Origin of the sequence: Luteibacter sp. CQ10 (assembly GCF_040900725.1) — a bacterium.
Taxonomy (GTDB): domain Bacteria; phylum Pseudomonadota; class Gammaproteobacteria; order Xanthomonadales; family Rhodanobacteraceae; genus Luteibacter.
Window position 1 is genome coordinate 1,041,409 of record NZ_JAEUYM010000001.1, and the last position, 16,569, is coordinate 1,057,977.

At 67.0% G+C, this 16,569-nt stretch carries 16 protein-coding genes; 11 read left to right on the plus strand and 5 right to left on the minus strand.

Annotated elements, in window-relative coordinates:
• The first annotated feature begins 136 nt into the window (after window positions 1–136).
• From JNG39_RS04710 to JNG39_RS04735, 6 genes are all read left to right on the plus strand, one after another.
• Window positions 137–1,507 (plus strand): substrate-binding domain-containing protein, encoded by a 1,371-nt coding sequence (locus JNG39_RS04710; RefSeq protein ID WP_368310000.1) that lies wholly within the window; start codon window positions 137–139, stop codon window positions 1,505–1,507.
• Between the two features lie 100 nt (window positions 1,508–1,607).
• Window positions 1,608–2,066: a prepilin-type N-terminal cleavage/methylation domain-containing protein gene (locus JNG39_RS04715; RefSeq protein ID WP_368310001.1), complete on the plus strand. Its 459-nt coding sequence runs from the start codon at window positions 1,608–1,610 to the stop codon at window positions 2,064–2,066.
• The gene (locus JNG39_RS04720; RefSeq protein ID WP_368310003.1) at window positions 2,066–2,728 is read left to right on the plus strand and encodes a prepilin-type N-terminal cleavage/methylation domain-containing protein; all 663 of its coding nucleotides are present in this window, start codon (window positions 2,066–2,068) and stop codon (window positions 2,726–2,728) included. The genes JNG39_RS04715 and JNG39_RS04720 overlap by 1 nt, the downstream gene beginning before the upstream one ends.
• A complete protein-coding gene (locus JNG39_RS04725; RefSeq protein WP_368310004.1) occupies window positions 2,725–3,630 on the plus strand; it encodes a general secretion pathway protein GspK in 906 nt (301 codons plus the stop codon). Before JNG39_RS04720 ends, JNG39_RS04725 begins: the two co-directional genes overlap by 4 nt.
• Before the next feature lie 83 nt (window positions 3,631–3,713).
• Window positions 3,714–5,993 carry a type II secretion system secretin GspD gene (gene gspD / locus JNG39_RS04730; RefSeq protein ID WP_368310005.1) on the plus strand — a complete coding sequence of 760 codons (2,280 nt, stop codon included), beginning with the start codon at window positions 3,714–3,716 and terminating at the stop codon, window positions 5,991–5,993.
• Window positions 5,994–6,059: 66 nt separating this feature from the next.
• On the plus strand, window positions 6,060–7,715 hold the full coding sequence (locus JNG39_RS04735; RefSeq protein WP_368310007.1) for a putative bifunctional diguanylate cyclase/phosphodiesterase: 1,656 nt from the start codon (window positions 6,060–6,062) through the stop codon (window positions 7,713–7,715).
• On the opposite strand, the gene JNG39_RS04740 is transcribed toward JNG39_RS04735, so the two are convergent.
• The gene (locus tag JNG39_RS04740; RefSeq protein ID WP_368310009.1) at window positions 7,700–8,329 is read right to left on the minus strand and encodes a hypothetical protein; all 630 of its coding nucleotides are present in this window, start codon (window positions 8,327–8,329) and stop codon (window positions 7,700–7,702) included. The genes JNG39_RS04735 and JNG39_RS04740 overlap by 16 nt on opposite strands.
• Window positions 8,330–8,460: 131 nt before the next feature.
• Between JNG39_RS04740 and JNG39_RS04745 the strand changes: the two genes are divergently transcribed.
• On the plus strand, window positions 8,461–10,014 hold the full coding sequence (locus JNG39_RS04745; RefSeq protein ID WP_368310010.1) for a YdiU family protein: 1,554 nt from the start codon (window positions 8,461–8,463) through the stop codon (window positions 10,012–10,014).
• Here JNG39_RS04745 and JNG39_RS04750 read toward each other — a convergent pair whose 3' ends face one another.
• Entirely contained in the window at window positions 10,015–10,851 is an 837-nt protein-coding gene (locus JNG39_RS04750) for an alpha/beta fold hydrolase (protein ID WP_368310012.1), read from the minus strand.
• 137 nt (window positions 10,852–10,988) lie between these two features.
• Between JNG39_RS04750 and JNG39_RS04755 the strand changes: the two genes are divergently transcribed.
• The 3 genes from JNG39_RS04755 (at window position 10,989) to sodC (ending at window position 13,352) form a co-directional block, all read left to right on the plus strand.
• Window positions 10,989–12,047 (plus strand): class I SAM-dependent methyltransferase, encoded by a 1,059-nt coding sequence (locus JNG39_RS04755; protein WP_368310013.1) that lies wholly within the window; start codon window positions 10,989–10,991, stop codon window positions 12,045–12,047.
• On the plus strand, window positions 12,044–12,751 hold the full coding sequence (locus tag JNG39_RS04760; RefSeq protein WP_368310014.1) for a pseudouridine synthase: 708 nt from the start codon (window positions 12,044–12,046) through the stop codon (window positions 12,749–12,751). Before JNG39_RS04755 ends, JNG39_RS04760 begins: the two co-directional genes overlap by 4 nt.
• A gap of 73 nt (window positions 12,752–12,824) precedes the next feature.
• Complete coding sequence (sodC, locus tag JNG39_RS04765; protein ID WP_368310015.1) at window positions 12,825–13,352, plus strand: superoxide dismutase [Cu-Zn] SodC; 528 nt, start codon at window positions 12,825–12,827, stop codon at window positions 13,350–13,352.
• A 74-nt stretch (window positions 13,353–13,426) separates the two neighbouring features.
• Here sodC and JNG39_RS04770 read toward each other — a convergent pair whose 3' ends face one another.
• The 3 genes from JNG39_RS04770 to JNG39_RS04780 all read right to left on the minus strand — a co-directional run bounded on the left by JNG39_RS04770 (window position 13,427) and on the right by JNG39_RS04780 (window position 16,151).
• Window positions 13,427–14,494, minus strand: a complete 1,068-nt coding sequence (locus JNG39_RS04770; protein ID WP_368310016.1) for a GGDEF domain-containing protein — start codon at window positions 14,492–14,494, stop codon at window positions 13,427–13,429.
• Window positions 14,495–14,732: 238 nt separating this feature from the next.
• A complete protein-coding gene (locus JNG39_RS04775) occupies window positions 14,733–15,641 on the minus strand; it encodes a CorA family divalent cation transporter (protein ID WP_368310017.1) in 909 nt (302 codons plus the stop codon).
• Between the two features lie 84 nt (window positions 15,642–15,725).
• Window positions 15,726–16,151: an OsmC family protein gene (locus JNG39_RS04780; RefSeq protein ID WP_368310018.1), complete on the minus strand. Its 426-nt coding sequence runs from the start codon at window positions 16,149–16,151 to the stop codon at window positions 15,726–15,728.
• Window positions 16,152–16,237: 86 nt separating this feature from the next.
• Between JNG39_RS04780 and JNG39_RS04785 the strand changes: the two genes are divergently transcribed.
• Complete coding sequence (locus JNG39_RS04785; protein WP_368310019.1) at window positions 16,238–16,528, plus strand: GNAT family N-acetyltransferase; 291 nt, start codon at window positions 16,238–16,240, stop codon at window positions 16,526–16,528.
• The last annotated feature ends 41 nt before the right edge of the window (window positions 16,529–16,569 follow it).

The window sequence follows — 16,569 nt, forward strand, 5'->3', positions numbered from 1 at the left end:
CGAAACGGTCGATCCCACGTTAACGCTGTCATCGTTCTGGCATGTCGAGAGACACGCCTGCGTCACTGCCGGGACAACTGCCCCACGAATAATCGACAGGCCTCCAGATGGAGGTCTATCGACTAGGGGTAATACCATGTTCAAGCGTAACGCTACCCGCGCCAAGCTCGTTGCTGGTGCAGTCCTGCTGAGCCTCGGCCTGTCGGCCACCGGTGCCGCGATGGCCACCAACGTGTACGGCGGCGGTGCCACGCTGCCGGCCGGTGGTTACATGGGTTGGAACTTCGTCGCTTCTTCGCCGGCGAAGATCTTCTCCAGCAACGTGTCCTCGACGTCTTCCGGTGCCGCGACGGTCGCTACCGATTCGCTGATCGGTCATTGGGCCTCCACCACCGGCAACAGCGTGTCGTATTGCCAGACCGGCAGCGGCAACGGCAAGAAGATCTTCGACCACTTCGACGGCTCCGTGGTGCTCATCGGTGCCACCGGTGCGTGCACGGGCACCACGAGCGGCTTCGGCGCCGCGTCGGGCGCTCCGGTCGACCCGCACTTCGCCGGCAGCGACGCGCCGATGTCGCAGCAGGAATTCAACTGGTTTACCAGCGGCGGCAAGAACACCGCCAACACCCAGCCGGTGCAGTTCCCGGCCATCGTGGGCTCAGTCGCCATCGCCTACAACAACCCGGATGCCAGCAGCCTGAACCTGACCGATGCCGCCGTGTGCCGCATCTTCGCCGGCCAGGTGACGAACTGGAACCAGCTTACCGCCGCCGACCGCAACCTGCCGTCGGGTTCCGCCGCGCTGCCGTCGCGTGCCCTCAAGCTCGCCTTCCGTAGCGACGGCAGCGGCACGACGTTCTCGCTCGCCAACCACCTCAGCACCGTGTGCGGCAGCGCCGTCACCACCGGCCACTTCGTGACCGACCAGTCGTTCGCCGTGGTCGCCGCCGCGTTCACGCAGCCGACCGGTTCGATCGGCGCCAGCGGCAACACGGGCGTCGTGTCGGCCATCGAAGCCAACGCCGGTGCGATCGGCTACGCCGAAGCGGGCAACCTGAAGAACACGTCGGGCCTGACCGCCACGAAGGTCGCGCAGGTGAATGGCTTCGACCCGTACGCGAACCTGCCGGCCGTCGTCAGCTTTACCACCACCGTGCTGCCGGATCGCGTCATCTCCGGCGTGAACGCCAACGGTACGCCGGCCCTGGCCACGCTGACCGGCGGTGCGTCGTCGGCCGCCGGTTGCATGCTGATCGTCAACCCGGCGTCGTACGCGAACATCGCGAACCAGTACCCGATCATCGCCGTGTCGAACCTCATCGCCAACAACACGGGCAACGGTGCCGACGTCGGCGCCGTGCAGAGCCTGTTCTCCTCGCTCTACGGTTCCACGGCGCACGCCGGCGTCAACACCGTGGGCGCGGGTGCCGATGGCAAGGGCACGGGTTACGCCTTCGTCAATGCGCCGACCGCCGCCGCCAAGGTCACGTCCTGCATCAAGGCCTGATCGCCGCGTGTGCTCTCAAGGATGAGGAAGAAGGGCCCCACGGGGCCCTTCCTTTTTCGCCGACGGTGCTCCGTCATGGGATCGACATCCCTGCCGCCGTATGCTGCGCTGGAAGGAGGGCGACGCGATGCGACCAGGCCGGGCGAAGGGGTTCAGTCTGCTGGAAACGCTGGCGGCGATGTTCCTGCTGGCCTTGTGCTTTGGCGCCTTGATGCAGGCGGCGGGCGCGTCCATGGCGCTCAACGCCCGGGCGGCCGATTACACGCAAGCCTCGCTGTGGGCGAGCGGTCTCCTCGATAGGGTGTACGTCACGGAGTTTCCCGCGGTGGGTGTGCACCAGGGGCGGTTCAACGAGACGTACCGATGGACGATGGTTGTGTCGGAGTCTGCGGCGGAAAAGAACATCGAAACGACGATGCCGATACGACTCTACCGGATCGAACTCGTCGTCGAATGGAACGAGAAGGGAAAGCCCGCATCGGCGCGATTCTCGACGGAACGCACGGTGTCCGGAATCCCTGCGCGAAACGGCGGGGCGACATCGCCGGGAGACGGTTGATGAAGCGATACGCGGGCTTCAGCCTGATCGAGACACTGGCCGCCCTGGCCTTGCTCGCGCTTCTTTTGCTGGGTGTCATGGCATCCCTCGATACCATCGCCCGGACCACGCGAACGAGCCTCGCGGCGACACAACGACTCGACGAAGTGCGTGCCGCGCAGAACTACCTCAGGACGGCGCTGTCCGGTGCGCTCGCCTATCCATGGGCGCTGGATGCCGACAAGCGGCCCCTGGTCTTCAGCGGCGATGTCCATTCGGCGATCTTCGTGTCGCCTGGCCCCGGCTACCTGGCGAGCGAGGGCCTGCAACTGCAGAAACTATCGATCGTGGGAAAGCCCGGAGACCAGCGTCTTGAAGTCGCCTTTGCGCCCATGGCCACGCGGCAGTCGGCCCAGGTGGTTCCCTCGGCGCCTGAAACGCTCGTCGATCACCTGGCATCGGGCCGTTTCACCTATAGCGGTGTCGACGACCAGGGGCAGCAGGTGACCTGGAGCACGACGTGGCCGTACCGGCGGCGCATGCCCACGGCGATCGGCGTGGAACTCCAACTGCGTGGCGGCGTTCGCTGGCCCACGTTTACCGTGCCGTTGCGGATGGACCCGGTGGCGACGAACGTGCGTGAAGCGCTTGCGCGCCTCATGGCACCGGAGAAGCCACCGTGAACAGGTCTTTCCCGGTGGGAAGAGACAAGGGCGTGGCCCTGCTTATCGTGCTTTGGGGGTGCACCCTGGCGGCGATCACGCTGGGTGCGCTATCGACCAGTGCGCATGTCGAAGGTGTGCAGGCGCTGGGGCAGTACAAGCGAACGAAAGCCTTCTATGCGGCGCAATCCGGCATCGAGCGGGCGATATACCGACTTCGGGCGAGGCAGCCTGCGCAGCGATGGATGATCGATGGCAGGACATACCGCTTTCGCGAAGATTCCGTCGGGGTCGCCGTCAGCGTCGCGGACGAGGACGGAAAGATCGACCTGAATCGGTCGTCACCCGAAAGGATGGCAGCCCTGCTGAAAGCGGCGGGCGTGGCGGAGGGCGACGTGATGCGGTTCCGCGATGCGATCGTGGGTTGGGGAAAGCGCGGCAAGGCCTTCTCCGATTCGCTGCTCGCCGAAGGGGGCTTCACCAGCCTGGAAGAACTCAGGCGCGTGCCGGGACTGCCCGCCGATGTCGTCGATCGGCTGGATCCGGCGTTGACGTTGTGGTCTTCGTCCGAGCCGAACCTCGCGCACGCGCCACCCATGGTCGTCGCCGCGGTGACGGGCGCCGGCATGGAGGCTTCGACGGCTTACGTCGACAGCGTTCGCGACATGCGGCCGGGTAGTGACGTGTTGCCTCCGACGCCGGGGAACGAAGGTGCCTATAGCGCCTCCGCATCGTCGTCCAGTGGCACCGTGACCATCGTTTCGACGGCGACGGTACAGGACGACCTGGCGGTGAGCATCCAGGCCACCGTCATGCTCAAGGGCGATCCGGGCGATCCGCGCGCCTACCGTGTGGTTCGGTGGCGGGAATCGGGCTCGTCATATCGGTCGGACTCGCCGGCGAGCGCAGCCATCGGGCATTGAGATACCGGTCGGACACCGCGTGAACTCGGCCCCGCCGCGACGGTCCCTTGTTCCTGTCATCTACCGCTGCGACACTCCGGCGTATGCGCCCATCCCGCCTGTCCGCTTCGATTGCCCTGGCCGTCTTCCTCGCCGGATGTTCCACGTTGCCGCAGCCGAGCGACGATGGTGCGTTGCAGCGGGAGGCGCTCGCGGGTACGGAAAAGCCCGCTCCCAGGCCCATGGCCGTCGGAAGCGACCATGCGCCGCCGCCGGCCGTGGTGGCCCGGCCGGAGATCGACAAGGGCACCGGCCAGTTCGTCAAGCCGGTGGGTCTGGCCAAGCCGCGACCGGTGGCCGAAGGCGCGGGCACGGTCACGTTCAATTTCGAGAACCAGCCGGTCGAGTCGGTGGTCAAGGCCATCCTGGGCGACCTGCTGCACGAGAACTACTCCATCGTGCCGGGCGTGCAGGGCAACGTGTCGTTCTCCACCTCGCAGCCGGTCACGGCCGAACAGGCCCTGCCGATCCTCGAAACGCTGCTGTCGTGGACCAACAACGCCCTGGTGCGCACCAACGGCCGCTACGTGGTGATGCCGTCCAAGGAGGCCGTGCCGGGCAACGTGGTGCCGAGCATCGGCGCGAACGCGCCGGCCGGTGGCCTGCAGGCGCGGTTGTATCCGCTGCATTACATCTCGGCCACCGAGATGCAGAAGCTGATCAAGCCGTTCGCGCGGCCGGACGCCACGTTGCTGGCCGATCCCACGCGCAACGTGCTGGTGATGGCGGGCACGCCCACGGAACTGGACAACTACGACCGCACGGTGAAGACGTTCGACGTCGACTGGCTCAAGGGCATGTCGGTGGGCGTGTTCAGTCTCCAGCGCGCGGAAGTGAAAGACCTCACGCCCAAGCTCGACTCCCTCTTCGGCGACAAGGGCAATACGCCCATGGCGGGCATGCTGCGTTTCATTCCCATCGAGCGCACGAACTCGCTGGTGGTGATCAGCCCGCAGGCGGACTACCTCGACGAAGTGCGTAGCTGGATCGACCGCATCGACCGGGGCGGCGGCAACGAGCCGCAACTCTACGTCTACGACGTGCGCAACGTGCAGGCGGCGGACCTGGCCGATTACCTTTCGGACATCTACGGCGGTGGCTCGGGCGGCGGCCGTTCGGGCGACAGCGGCGGCCGGGTCGGTCCCGGTCTCACCTCGGGGACGCTCGGCGGCGATAGCGACCTGGGCAACCGCGGCGGTTCGGGGTTGGGCAGCACCACCGGGGCATTCGGCAATACGCCGTCGTCGACGTCGTCGGGCCTGTCGTCCGGGTCGTCCACATCGACGGGGTTCAACGGCGCCAGTGGCACGGGCACGTCCGGCGGCATGCTCACCGGGGGACTCGGCGACGGCGGCTCCGGCGACACGGGCGGCACCGGCAACCGGCACGCCAGCGTCACCACGGATGAAGGCGTGCGCATCACGTCGGTCGACAACAACAACCAGCTGATGGTGCGTTGCCGTCCGTCGCAATGGTCGGAGATCGAGCAGGCCATCAAGCGCCTGGACGCCGTGCCGCTGCAGGTGCAGATCGAGACGCGCATCCTCGAGGTCTCGCTTACCGGCGACCTCCAGTTCGGCGTGCAGTGGTACCTCGAAGGCCTGGTCGGCGGCACCAACGGCTCGGTCGGCCAGCCGGGCAACAAGCAGCAGTGGGCATTGGGCAACGCGGGCAACGTCTACAACCCGGCCAACGATGCCTTCTTCTATTCCTTCGTCAACAACAACATCGCCGTCGCGCTTCACGCGATGGAAACCAACGGAAACACCAAGGTGCTGTCGGCACCGTCGCTGGTGGTGATGAACAACCAGAAGGCGCACATACAGGTCGGCCAGCAGTTGCCGATCACGCAGACCTTCGTCAACACCAATGCGAACACCGACAACACCTTCGGCCAGGTCGAATACAAGGACACCGGCGTGATCCTCAACGTGCGTCCGCGCGTGAACCCGGGCGGCCTGGTGTACATGAACGTGAGCCAGGTGGTGAGCTCGCCGGGCAACAGGGATGCCTCGGGCAATTTCCCCATCACCCAGCGCGAGGTCGCCACCCAGGTGGCGGTGCAGAGCGGGCAGACGGTGCTGCTGGGCGGAATGATCCAACAGAACGACGTGCTTTCGGATACGGGCATCCCGGGCCTCAACCGCATACCCATTTTCGGCAGGTTGTTCGGTTCCACCTCCCGCAGCCGCGACCGCACGGAGCTGCTGGTGCTGATCACGCCCAAGGTGATCACCGACGGCAGCGACGCCAAGCAGGTCACCGACGAATACCAGCGCAAGTTCGAGTCCCTGCGGCCGCTGCTCCACCCGCCGGCGGGCTGATCACGCATACACTGGCGTCACGGGGACCGCCGCAGATTGGTCCGGTCCGTTCGTGGGGGGCAATACGTGATCCAAGATCTGGCCGGCTGGTCGAAACTGCTGGAGTTGATGCCGACGGCGATGTTCGTCCGCGATGCGGACCATCGCTGGGTATTCGTCAATCGCATCGGATGCGAATACCTGGGGCTTTCGCCGACCGACGTGCTGGGCAGGCGCGACGAAGAGGTGTTTCCCATCGACCAGGCCGAGCGCTTCAGTCGGGGCGACGACGCCGCGTTGCGGGGCCACGAGGTGGTGGAAAGCGAGGAGGTGGTGGCCGACGCCCAGGGCCGCTTGCGCACCCTGCTTACCCGCAAGACCTGCATCGAACTCGAGGGCGCGCCGCACGTGCTGGCCTCCATCACCGACATCACCGAGTTGCGTGAGTCCGAGGCGCACGTGCGCTGGCTGGCATGCCACGACGCCCTGACGGGCCTGGCGAATCGCACGGCGCTCTTCGGCAAGCTCGATGCCGCGGTGGCGCGGGCGGCCTCCGGCGGTGGCCATTCGGTGCTGTTCTACCTCGACCTGGATGGCTTCAAGAAGGTCAACGATACCTACGGCCACCACGCCGGCGACGAGTTGCTGGTGGCTTTCGGCACCCGGTTGCGCGGGGCCGTTCGCTCGAGTGACACGGTGGCCCGGATCGGCGGCGACGAATTCGCCATGCTCATGGAAGACGACGGTACGCTCGATGTCGACGAACTGGCCCGCCGGGTGCTCACGTTGGCGGCCAGGCCGTTCGAGGTGCTGTCGTCCACGACGTCGGTCGGCGCATCCCTGGGCGTGGTCCACCTCGGTGCCGACGCGGTGGCTGCGGGCGAGATGATCCGCAAGGCGGGCAGCGCGCTCCATGAGGCGAAGAAGCGCCCCCATCGCCATGTCGTCTATACCGACCAGCTCGACGAGGCATTGAAGCGTCGCCATGAGATCGAACGCGCCTTGAGCGCGGCGTTGTCCACCGGCGAGGGCCTGGGCTGCCACTACCAGCCGATGGTGCGCGCCAGCGACGGCAAGGTGGTGGGCATGGAAGCCCTGGCACGCTGGTGGCATCCGCAGCTCGGCGTGGTGCCGCCGGCGCAGTTCGTTCCCCTGGCCGAGGAAACCGGCCTCATCGTCCGCCTCGGCGACTGGGTGCTCCGCACCGCGTGCGCGCGGCTGGCCAGGGTGCCCGATCTGTTTTTGGCGGTGAACGTCAGCGCCGTGCAGCTTCGCGACGAGCGGTTCGGCGCACGCGTGTTGGAGGTACTCGAACAGACGGGCTTGCCGCCGGACCGTCTCGAACTCGAAATCACGGAGACCGCCATCGTCAACGCCGATGGAGCCGCCGCGCAGGCCTTGCGCGGCCTGCGCGCGAAGGGTGTACGCATTTCGCTGGACGACTTCGGCACCGGCTATTCCAGTCTCGCCCTGCTGAAGGATCTGGAGGTCGATAAGGTGAAGATCGACCGCTCCTTCGTGCAACAGGCCACGCTGGCCGACGACTCGGCGGCGATCGTCCGGGCCGTGTCCAACCTGGGCGCGGCGCTCGGCCTGTCCGTGGTGGCCGAAGGCGTGGAAGACGAAGCGCAGCACCGCTTCGTGCGCGAAGCGGGTTGCGACGAATTGCAGGGTTTCCTGTTCTCCCGGCCGGTGCCGGAAGACCGCATCGAGTGCGTGAGCCGCGGCTACTCGTCGGAGTAGCCGCCCGAGGGCATGGGCCAGGTGCGGCGCAGGTCCGGCATGCCCGGCATCGACGTGGGTTGCGGCAGGGGCAGCGGCAAGCGGGTGCCCTGGTCGCCGGTGGCGTCACCGACGATGGCGATCACGCAGCCGCCGCTCTCCTGCGAGGTGCCGAAGGACAATCGTCCCCATGGCATCTGCATCACCGTGTAGCGATTGGGCAGCATCGAGGGGGCCCGGGGCAGGTTGGTTTCCGAGGCGCCCATCGGATGGAACAGGTCGGCGAGCTCGGCCCGCGAGAAGCAGGGGCGCTGCTCGAGCTGGATGGAGGTGAAGCGCACGATGGGCACGTCGCCGCCTTCGTCGAACCCGCGCGCTTCGAAGGCGCTCACGCGGTAGCCGTCGCGGGTGACGAACGGTTGGCTGCGCACGATCTGCGGCGGGGCGTCCGCCGTGGGGTGCAACCCGCCGGGCAGCTTGTTCGAGAGCAGGTCCATGGCGTTGGGCAGGGTGCCCATGGTGCCGTTGATCAGCTCCACCAGCGTCTTGCCGCTGCGCGGCACGCCGGCCACGGGCTCGGCACCGGAGACCGGGGCGAGCAGGGCGAGCAGGGCGGCGAGGGCGTGCGGGCGCATGCGTAACAGGCTGGTCGAGGGTGCGCTAGTTTGCACGAGTTATCGCGGTTCGGGAGGGAAAGATGTCCTGGAGGCCTTGCATGGCGAGCCGCCGCCCGGATATTCCCCGTAACGTTCCAGCGTGCCGCCCGATGACCGACCTCCGCTTCGACAACGCCTTCGTCCGGGATCTTCCCGCCGATCCCGACACGGGCAACGCGCCCCGCCAGGTGGTCGGTGCGGCGTTTTCCTGGGTGGAACCCACGCCCGTGGCGGCGCCCCGGCTCATCGCCGTGTCCGAGGAGGTCGCGGGCATGCTCGGGCTGGATGCGTCGCGAAGCGATTTCGCGAGCGTCTTCGCGGGCAATGCCTCGTGGCCGGGCATGAGCGGCTACGCCATGGCCTACGGCGGCCACCAGTTCGGGCATTGGGCCGGGCAGCTCGGCGATGGCCGGGCGATCGGCCTGGGCGAGGTGCTCACCGCCGGCCACGGCCGGCAGGAGATCCAGTTGAAGGGCGCCGGCCGCACGCCGTATTCGCGCGGGGGCGACGGCCGGGCGGTGCTGCGCTCGTCGATCCGCGAATTCCTGTGCAGCGAGGCCATGCACCACCTGGGCGTGCCGACCACCCGCGCGTTGTCGCTGGTGGCCACCGGCGACGAGGTGATCCGCGACGTGCTCTACGACGGCCACCCGGCGCCCGAGCCGGGCGCCATCGTCTGTCGCGTGGCGCCGAGCTTCCTGCGTTTCGGCTCCTACGAGCTGCCGTCGGTGCGTAACGACATCGGCCTGTTGCGCCGCTTGGTGGATTTCACCATCGCCACGCATTTCCCGCAGGTCCACGCGCTGTCCGAGGATGAACGTCTTGCGGCGTTCTTCATGGAGGTCTCCGAGCGCACCGCGCGGCTCATCGCCCACTGGATGCGCGTGGGTTTCGTGCATGGCGTGATGAACACCGACAACATGTCCATCCTCGGCCTTACCATCGACTACGGCCCCTATGGCTGGGTCGACGATGTCGATCCGGACTGGACACCCAACACCACCGATCGTGCGCATCGCCGCTACCGCTTCGGCCACCAGCCGGCGGTGGGCTGGTGGAACCTGCAACGGCTGGCCCAGGCGTTGTCGCCACTGTTCGCCGATGCCACGCCGTTGCAGACGGGGCTGGATCGCTACGTGGCCGTGTTCGAGGCGTGCGACCTCGCGTTCTCGGCGGCCAAGCTCGGCCTGCTGCGCTCGCGCGAGGGCGACCAGGCCCTGGTGGACGACCTGCGCGGGCTGCTCGCCGAGGGGGGCGTGGACATGACGCTGTTCTACCGAAACCTGGCGGCGCTGGATCTCTCCGCGCCCAGGCTGGATACCTTTGCGGAGGCCTTCTACGAAGCAAACCGCCGCGCGGCGGTGGAAGACGGCTTCCGTGGGTGGTTGTCCCGCTATGCGACGCGCGTGCACGAGGACGAGGCGACCGGGGCCGAGCGCCTTGCGCTCATGCACTCGGCCAATCCGCGCTTCGTGCTGCGCAATTACCTGGCCCAGCAGGCCATCGATCGCGCGGAACGGGGCGACGAGGAGGGCATCCACGAGCTGCTCGACACCCTGCGGCGCCCCTACGACGAGCAGCCGGGCCGCGAGCACCTGGCCGCGCGCCGACCGGAGTGGGCGCGCGACCGCGTGGGCTGCTCCACGCTTTCGTGCAGCAGTTGATTACTTCGCGATCTTCTTCGCGAAGGCGAGCAGGTCGTCGTTGAAGCGATCCTGGTGGGTCACCACCAGTCCGTGCGGGGCGCCCTCGTATTCCTTCAGTTCCTTGTCGCCGCTCTTGACCATGTGGATGCCGGTGCGCGCGGCGGCGTCGATCGGCACGATCTGGTCGTCGGTACCGTGGATCCACAGGAACGGCACGTCGATCTTCTCGAGGTCCGGACCGTAATCCACCTCGGAGAACTCGTGGATGCAGTCGAGCTGGCCCTTCAGGCCGCCGAGCATGCCCTGGCGCCAGAAATCCTTGCGGGCGCCCACGGAGACCTTCGCGCCTTCGCGGTTGTAACCGAAGAAGGGCAGGGAGAGGTCTTCATAGAACTGCGCGCGGTCGTCGAACACCCCCTTGCGGATGCCATCCATCGCCGAGAGGTCCAGTCCCTTCGGGTACTTCTCGCTCTTGACCATGCGCGGCGGCACGGCGCCCACCAGCACGACACCGGCCACGCGCCCGCTGCCGTGGCGGCCGACATAGTGCGCCGCTTCGCCGCCGCCGGTGGAGTGGCCGACGAGGATGATGTCCCGCAGATCGAGGTGCTCGATCAGCGTGTTGAGGTCATCGGCGTAGGTGTCCATGTCGTTGCCGTCCCAGGTCTGCGACGAGCGGCCATGGCTGCGGCGGTCGTGGGCGACGGCGCGGAAGCCATGCCTGGCCATGTGCACGATCGACGGCTCCCACGCGTCGCCGCTCAGCGGCCAGCCGTGGCAGAACAGCACGGGCTGGCCCTTGCCCTGATCCTTGTAGAAAATCTCGGCACCGTCTTTGACTTTGACGAAGGGCATGGCGGGTCTCCAGTGAAGGTGGTTTGAGTCGCAATGATTGCGCGAGGCACGATCGGGCTTCTTGCATGAAAGTCGCCAGGCGTCCGGTAGAAGCTAGAATGGCGATTCGCCTTTCGCCGCCATGAGCCTTCGCTTCCGTGTCAGCCGGTTCCGCCTCCGATGCCGCCCTCGACGCCCTGTTCGTCCCGTTCGCCACGGGCGAACTCGCCTTGCCCGTCGAGGGTGGCGTGTCGATGTTGCGCGCGCGAGACGGTTTCGCCCTGCGTGAGAACCGGCGGGCGGGATGGCTGTTGCAGCAATCGTTCAAGCCGGCGGCCGATGCCCTCGCGCGCTCCGGATTCGAGGTGGCGCCCGTACCGCCCGACGGCCGCTACCCGTTGGTGATGGTGTTGCCCACGCGCCAGCGCGAAGAGACCCGGGCCCTGTTCGCGCAGGCCATGGCGCTCAGGGCCGAAGGCGGCATCGTGGTGGCCAGCGTGGCGAACGCGGAGGGCGCGAAGACGGCCGAGGCCGATCTCGCGCAGTTGGCCGGTGGCGTGGCGATGCTTTCCAAGCATAAGTGCCGGGTTTTCTGGACGCGTCCGGATGCCGAGGCCGATCCCGCGCTCGCCCAGGCGTGGCTGGCGCTCGACGCGCCGCTGGTCGTCGCCGACGGCCGTTACGTGAGCCGTCGCGGCCTGTTCGCCTGGGATCGCGTCGACGTCGCGTCGGCCTTGCTGGCGAGCGTGTTGCCGGACGATCTCTCCGGAAAGCTCGCCGACCTCGGCGCGGGCTTCGGTTACCTGGCGTGCGAAGCCTTGGTGCGTTGCCCGGGCGTGATCTCCGTCGATCTGTACGAAGCGGAAGCCCGCGCGCTCGAACCGGCACGCCGCAACGTGGCCTCCGCCATCGAACGCAGCGGGCGCGACGTGGTCGCCGCCGTCCATTGGCACGACGTGACGCACGGCGTGGCGCGGGATTTCGACGTCGTGGTCTCCAATCCGCCGTTCCACCAGGGCAGGGCCGGCGAGCCCGACCTCGGCCGCGCGTTCATCGCCGCGGCCGCCGGGGCGCTCCGTCCCGGTGGCCGTTTCTGGATGGTGGCCAATCGCCACCTGGCCTATGAGGCGACGCTGGAGGCCCATTTCGGCGCGGTGCGTACCGTCGTCGAACGGGATGGATTCAAGGTGATCGAAGCGAAGGAGCCCCGTCGATGAAACTCGTGCGCCTGTTGGCGAACCTCGGCTACGGCAGCCGCAAGCAGGTGGCCATGATGTTTCGCGAGGGTCTGGTCACCGATGCGTCCGGCGAGGTGCTCTATGCCGACGACAAGGTCGAGCACGCCGACGTGCGCTTCGACGGCGAGCCGCTCGATCCGCCGCAGGGCCTGGTGCTGATGCTGCACAAGCCCACGGGCTACACCTGCTCACGGAAAGACGTCGGCCGGCTCGTCTACGAGCTGCTGCCGCCGCGCTTCGCGCTGCGCAACCCCGTGCTGTCCACCGTGGGACGCCTGGACCGCGAGACCTCGGGCCTGTTGCTGTTCACCGACGACGGCGGCCTGCTGCACCGGATCATCTCGCCGCGCGCGTCGGTGGCGAAGGTCTACGAGGCCGAGCTGGCAGAGGACCTGCGCGGCGACGAAGGCGGCATCTTCGCTTCCGGCACGTTGATGCTCGACGGCGAGGACGATCCGCTGGAGCCCGCGACGCTCGAGGTCCTGGGCCCGCGCCATGCGCGGCTCACCCTCACCGAAGGTCGCTACCACCAGGTGCGACGCATGTTCGCCGCCGTGGGCAATCACGTGGAGGCCTTGCGGCGCACGGCGCTGGGCGACCTGTCGCTCGACGGACTGCCGCCCGGCGAGTGGCGGCCGCTGTCCCCGGACGACATCGAGAGCATCTTTCGCCAAGGCGCGTGACGGGTGGCGTGGACGCGACGTCCACACGGGGTGCAGTATCCCCCGACGACCTGAACCATTTGAGGAGTGCACGATGAAGAAGATCGCGATCGTCGCGGCGGGCCTGTTCGCCTGCGCGGCGGCCCAGGCGGCCGAAAAGAGCGTGGTGGTGCCGATGACCATGGTGTCGGCCGACGGCAGCGGCGCGTCGGTGGGCAAGATCACCATCACCGAGAGCGCGGGCGGCCTGGTGTTCACTCCCGACCTCAAGGGCCTGCCGGCAGGCGAGCATGGGTTCCATCTGCACGAGAAGGCCAGTTGCGCCCCGGGCGAGAAGGACGGCAAGAAGGGCGCCGCCCTGGCGGCCGGCGGCCACTACGATCCCCAGCATACGGGCAAGCACGAGGGGCCCGAGGCGATGGGCCACGAGGGTGACCTTCCCAAGCTCACCATCGGTGCCGACGGCACCGATACCACGGCCGTCACCGCGCCTCGCCTGAAGACGCTGGCGACGGTGAAGGGGCATTCGCTGATGATCCACGCCGGTGGCGACAACTACTCCGACCAGCCCGAAGCGCTCGGCGGTGGCGGGGCCCGGATCGCGTGCGGTGTCGTGAAGTAACCGGCACCCTCGATTCGCCGATGCGATCGGCTCCCACCCCTTCGGTAGGCGGGTAGGGATGGGAGCCGGTCGTGTTAGAAGAGGTCGATGCTGCCCAGCGCCACCGGCGCCAGTTCGCCGGTACGCGACAGGTTCTCGTAGCCGTGCACGCTGTCGCGGCCGGTCTGCTTGGCGTAGTACAGCGCCTTGTCCGCCCGATCCAGCACGATCTCGGAGTAATCGTTCTCGGTGATGCGGGCATAGCCGATGCTCACCGTGACGTGGCCCACCTGCGGATACGCGTGCTCGGCCACGTAACGGCGGAAGCGGTCGAGCGCGCTGTGCGCCGTTTGCTCGTCCTGCGCGGCCAGAAGCATCACGAACTCCTCGCCGCCGAAGCGGAAAAGCACGTCGCCCTGGCGAAAATTCGTGCGCATCTGCTGGGCGAGCATCAGGATCACCTCGTCGCCGTAGACGTGGCCGTAGGTGTCGTTGATTCGCTTGAAATGATCGATGTCGAGGATGGCGAGGTACACCTGGGGGCCGTCGCCGGATATCTGGCGACGCTCTTCCCGGCCGTCGGCGAGCGCGCGGGCCCGCTGGCGGCGCTGCTTGAGCATGCGCTGCAGTCGGCGGTCGAAGCTGCGCCGGTTATAGAGGCCGGTGAGCTTGTCGCGTTCGCTTTCGTTGAGCAGGGCGATGTAGTTGCAATAGATGCGCGCAAAGCCCTCGACGAGCGCGCGGACACCGTTGAGGCCTTCGTCCGATTCGAGCGTCAGCGCGCCGATGGCGGTCTGTTCGCGCTTGATGGGGATCACCAGCCGGTGCAACCCGGCCGGGGTCACGTCGCTGACGGTCTTGAGGGTTTCCATCGCGCGCGCGATCGTCTGCACCGATTCGTCGTCGTGCGAGGGATCCACGGCCTCCACCACGAACGCACCGTCGGCACCGTGGGTGCAGGCGACGACGGCATCCACGGGAAACTGCACGCTCTCGCCACGCTTGCACAGCATGACCGTCCTGACCTTCACCAGTTCGGCCAGCGACAGCACGAGGCTGTGATCCAGCGCATCGATGTCGCGATGGTGGGTGAACTCGGCCACGGAGGCGAGCAATCGGGAGTCGGGTACGTGACCCGGCGGAACGGGCCTGGATGACCTCATGGACGCGGCTTCCCTGCGACGTGGAACAGGCTAGAAACGGACACCGAGCACTTCCTCCCAGAATGGGCCCGCACCAAGGCCCGAACCTCGCGTCAATGGATAGCCCGCCTGGCGGGGCTTGCAGGGGCTAGCGGCCGGGGGAGCGCGAACTTTAGGGCAAAAGGGGTTGGATTGTAAAAAATGTGATGCACTTGGGGTTTACAGGTCTTCACGGAATGGGTCCGAATGGGGTAGGCGATCAGTCGCCCGACCACCAACCCCGCCATTTGAAGAAGAGCACCGGCAGGATCATGCTGATGACGATCACGCCCAGGGCCATGGGATAGCCCATCGGCCAGTCCAGCTCGGGCATGTGCTTGAAATTCATGCCCCAAATGCCCGCGAGGATCACCGGCGGAATGGTCGCCACCGAGGTGACGGTGAGCACCTTCATCACGTGGTTCTGGTCGGTGCTGATGAAGCCGAGGGTGGCGTCCAGCACGAACTGGAGCTTGTTGGTGAGCTGGTCGTCGAACTCGTCGAGGGTCTTCAGGTCGTGGTCGACCACGCGCAGGCGCACCTCCACCGGGTCGGACATCCAGGTGGGCTTCTTGGTCTTCACGAAGGAGACCACCCGCTGCACGCCGAGCATGGATGAGCGGTTGCGTGCCTGTATGCCTTCGAGCCGGCCGACCTCGAGCATGCATTCGCGCAACACCGGCGTGCCCAGGCGAGTCGGCGTGAACACGCGGTCGGAGAGTTTCTTCAGCTCGGCCGAAACGTCTTCCATGTTCTGCGCGGCCAGGTTCACGATCGCTTCCACGAGGGTGGCAAAGACGTCGCCGCTGGTTTCCCAGTGATGCTCATGGCAACCCTCCGCGGCCAGCTCGAAGGCGCGCGAATCGGAGAAGCGCAGCGTCATCATGACGTGGGCGGTGATCACCAGCCCGATCGGCCCGGGCTTGTGCCCATTGCTGGTATCCGCGAAATACGGGATCGACAGGTACATCGTGTCGTCGTCGTCGGTGCGGATGCGACTGGACAGGGCGAGTGTGGTGACATCGGAGCGCTCGGGCACGCGAAGGCCGCTCACCTCCGCGGCCCAGCGCCGTTCCTCCTCGGTGGGGTCGAACAGGTCGATCCATGCCGGGGTGGCGGGCTTGTCCATGCCGGCTTTCCATGCGATCGCGCGCTGGCCGTAAGCGTGAATGGTTAGCACGTGCGGTGTCGTCCTCGAATGAGCCGCGCCAGTCTACGCTTCCAGGGTGGCATCCATGCTGATGTCGGCATTCAGTACCTTGGACACGGGGCAGCCTTCCTTTGCCTGCCTGGCGATCTTCTCGAAACCGGCCTGGTCGGTGCCGGGAACCTGCGCCGTCACGCTCAGGTGCACCTTGGTGATCGAAAAGCCGTCGCCATCCTTTTCGAGGGTGACGTGGGCCTTGGTTTCGATCTTGTCCGCGGTGAAGCCCGCGTCGCCCAGCATCAACGAGAGGGCCATGGTGAAGCAGGCGGCATGCGCGGCGCCGAGCAGTTCCTCGGGATTGCTGCCCGGGCCGTCCTCGAAGCGGGAAGCGAACCCGTAGGGCGCCTCCTTGAGCACGCCGGTCTGCGTCGAGATCACGCCCTGGCCGTCCTTGATGCCGCCTTTCCAGATCGCCGAACCCCATTTCTTCATGGCACCCGCTCCCGTCGTCGAAAGATTCGCTTGACGCTACCCCCCGATACATCCAGAGAATGCGAAGACACCCACGGAGACTTCCCATGAACGACTCGCCCAAGCCCCTGGAAATCGTCCACGACGAAAAGCAGCACACCTTCTCGACGGTGGTCGACGGATATACCTGCGAAATCGATTACCAACTCGACGGCACCACGATGGTGATCACCCACACCGGCGTACCCGATCCGGTGGGCGGCAGGGGTATCGCCAACCTGCTGACGCGTTTCGCGGTACAGGTGGCGGAGGCGAAGGGCTGGAAGATCCGGCCGGCGTGCTCGTACGCGGCCACCTGGTTCAAGCGCAATGCGGAATACGGTCACTTGCTGGCCTGAGCGCGCGGGGATTCGCCGATACGATCGGCTCCCACCCCTTC

Excerpts from the sequence above, each read along its gene's own strand:
- JNG39_RS04710 (WP_368310000.1), top strand. The coding sequence starts at position 137 with ATGTTCAAGCGTAACGCTACCCGCGCCAAGCTCGTTGCTGGTGCAGTC.
- JNG39_RS04715 (WP_368310001.1), top strand. The coding sequence starts at position 1,608 with ATGCTGCGCTGGAAGGAGGGCGACGCGATGCGACCAGGCCGGGCGAAG.
- JNG39_RS04720 (WP_368310003.1), top strand. The coding sequence starts at position 2,066 with ATGAAGCGATACGCGGGCTTCAGCCTGATCGAGACACTGGCCGCCCTG.
- gspD (WP_368310005.1), top strand. The coding sequence starts at position 3,714 with ATGCGCCCATCCCGCCTGTCCGCTTCGATTGCCCTGGCCGTCTTCCTC.
- JNG39_RS04740 (WP_368310009.1), bottom strand. The coding sequence starts at position 8,329 with ATGCGCCCGCACGCCCTCGCCGCCCTGCTCGCCCTGCTCGCCCCGGTC.
- JNG39_RS04745 (WP_368310010.1), top strand. The coding sequence starts at position 8,461 with ATGACCGACCTCCGCTTCGACAACGCCTTCGTCCGGGATCTTCCCGCC.
- JNG39_RS04750 (WP_368310012.1), bottom strand. The coding sequence starts at position 10,851 with ATGCCCTTCGTCAAAGTCAAAGACGGTGCCGAGATTTTCTACAAGGAT.
- JNG39_RS04760 (WP_368310014.1), top strand. The coding sequence starts at position 12,044 with ATGAAACTCGTGCGCCTGTTGGCGAACCTCGGCTACGGCAGCCGCAAG.
- sodC (WP_368310015.1), top strand. The coding sequence starts at position 12,825 with ATGAAGAAGATCGCGATCGTCGCGGCGGGCCTGTTCGCCTGCGCGGCG.
- JNG39_RS04770 (WP_368310016.1), bottom strand. The coding sequence starts at position 14,494 with ATGAGGTCATCCAGGCCCGTTCCGCCGGGTCACGTACCCGACTCCCGA.
- JNG39_RS04775 (WP_368310017.1), bottom strand. The coding sequence starts at position 15,641 with ATGGACAAGCCCGCCACCCCGGCATGGATCGACCTGTTCGACCCCACC.
- JNG39_RS04780 (WP_368310018.1), bottom strand. The coding sequence starts at position 16,151 with ATGAAGAAATGGGGTTCGGCGATCTGGAAAGGCGGCATCAAGGACGGC.
- JNG39_RS04785 (WP_368310019.1), top strand. The coding sequence starts at position 16,238 with ATGAACGACTCGCCCAAGCCCCTGGAAATCGTCCACGACGAAAAGCAG.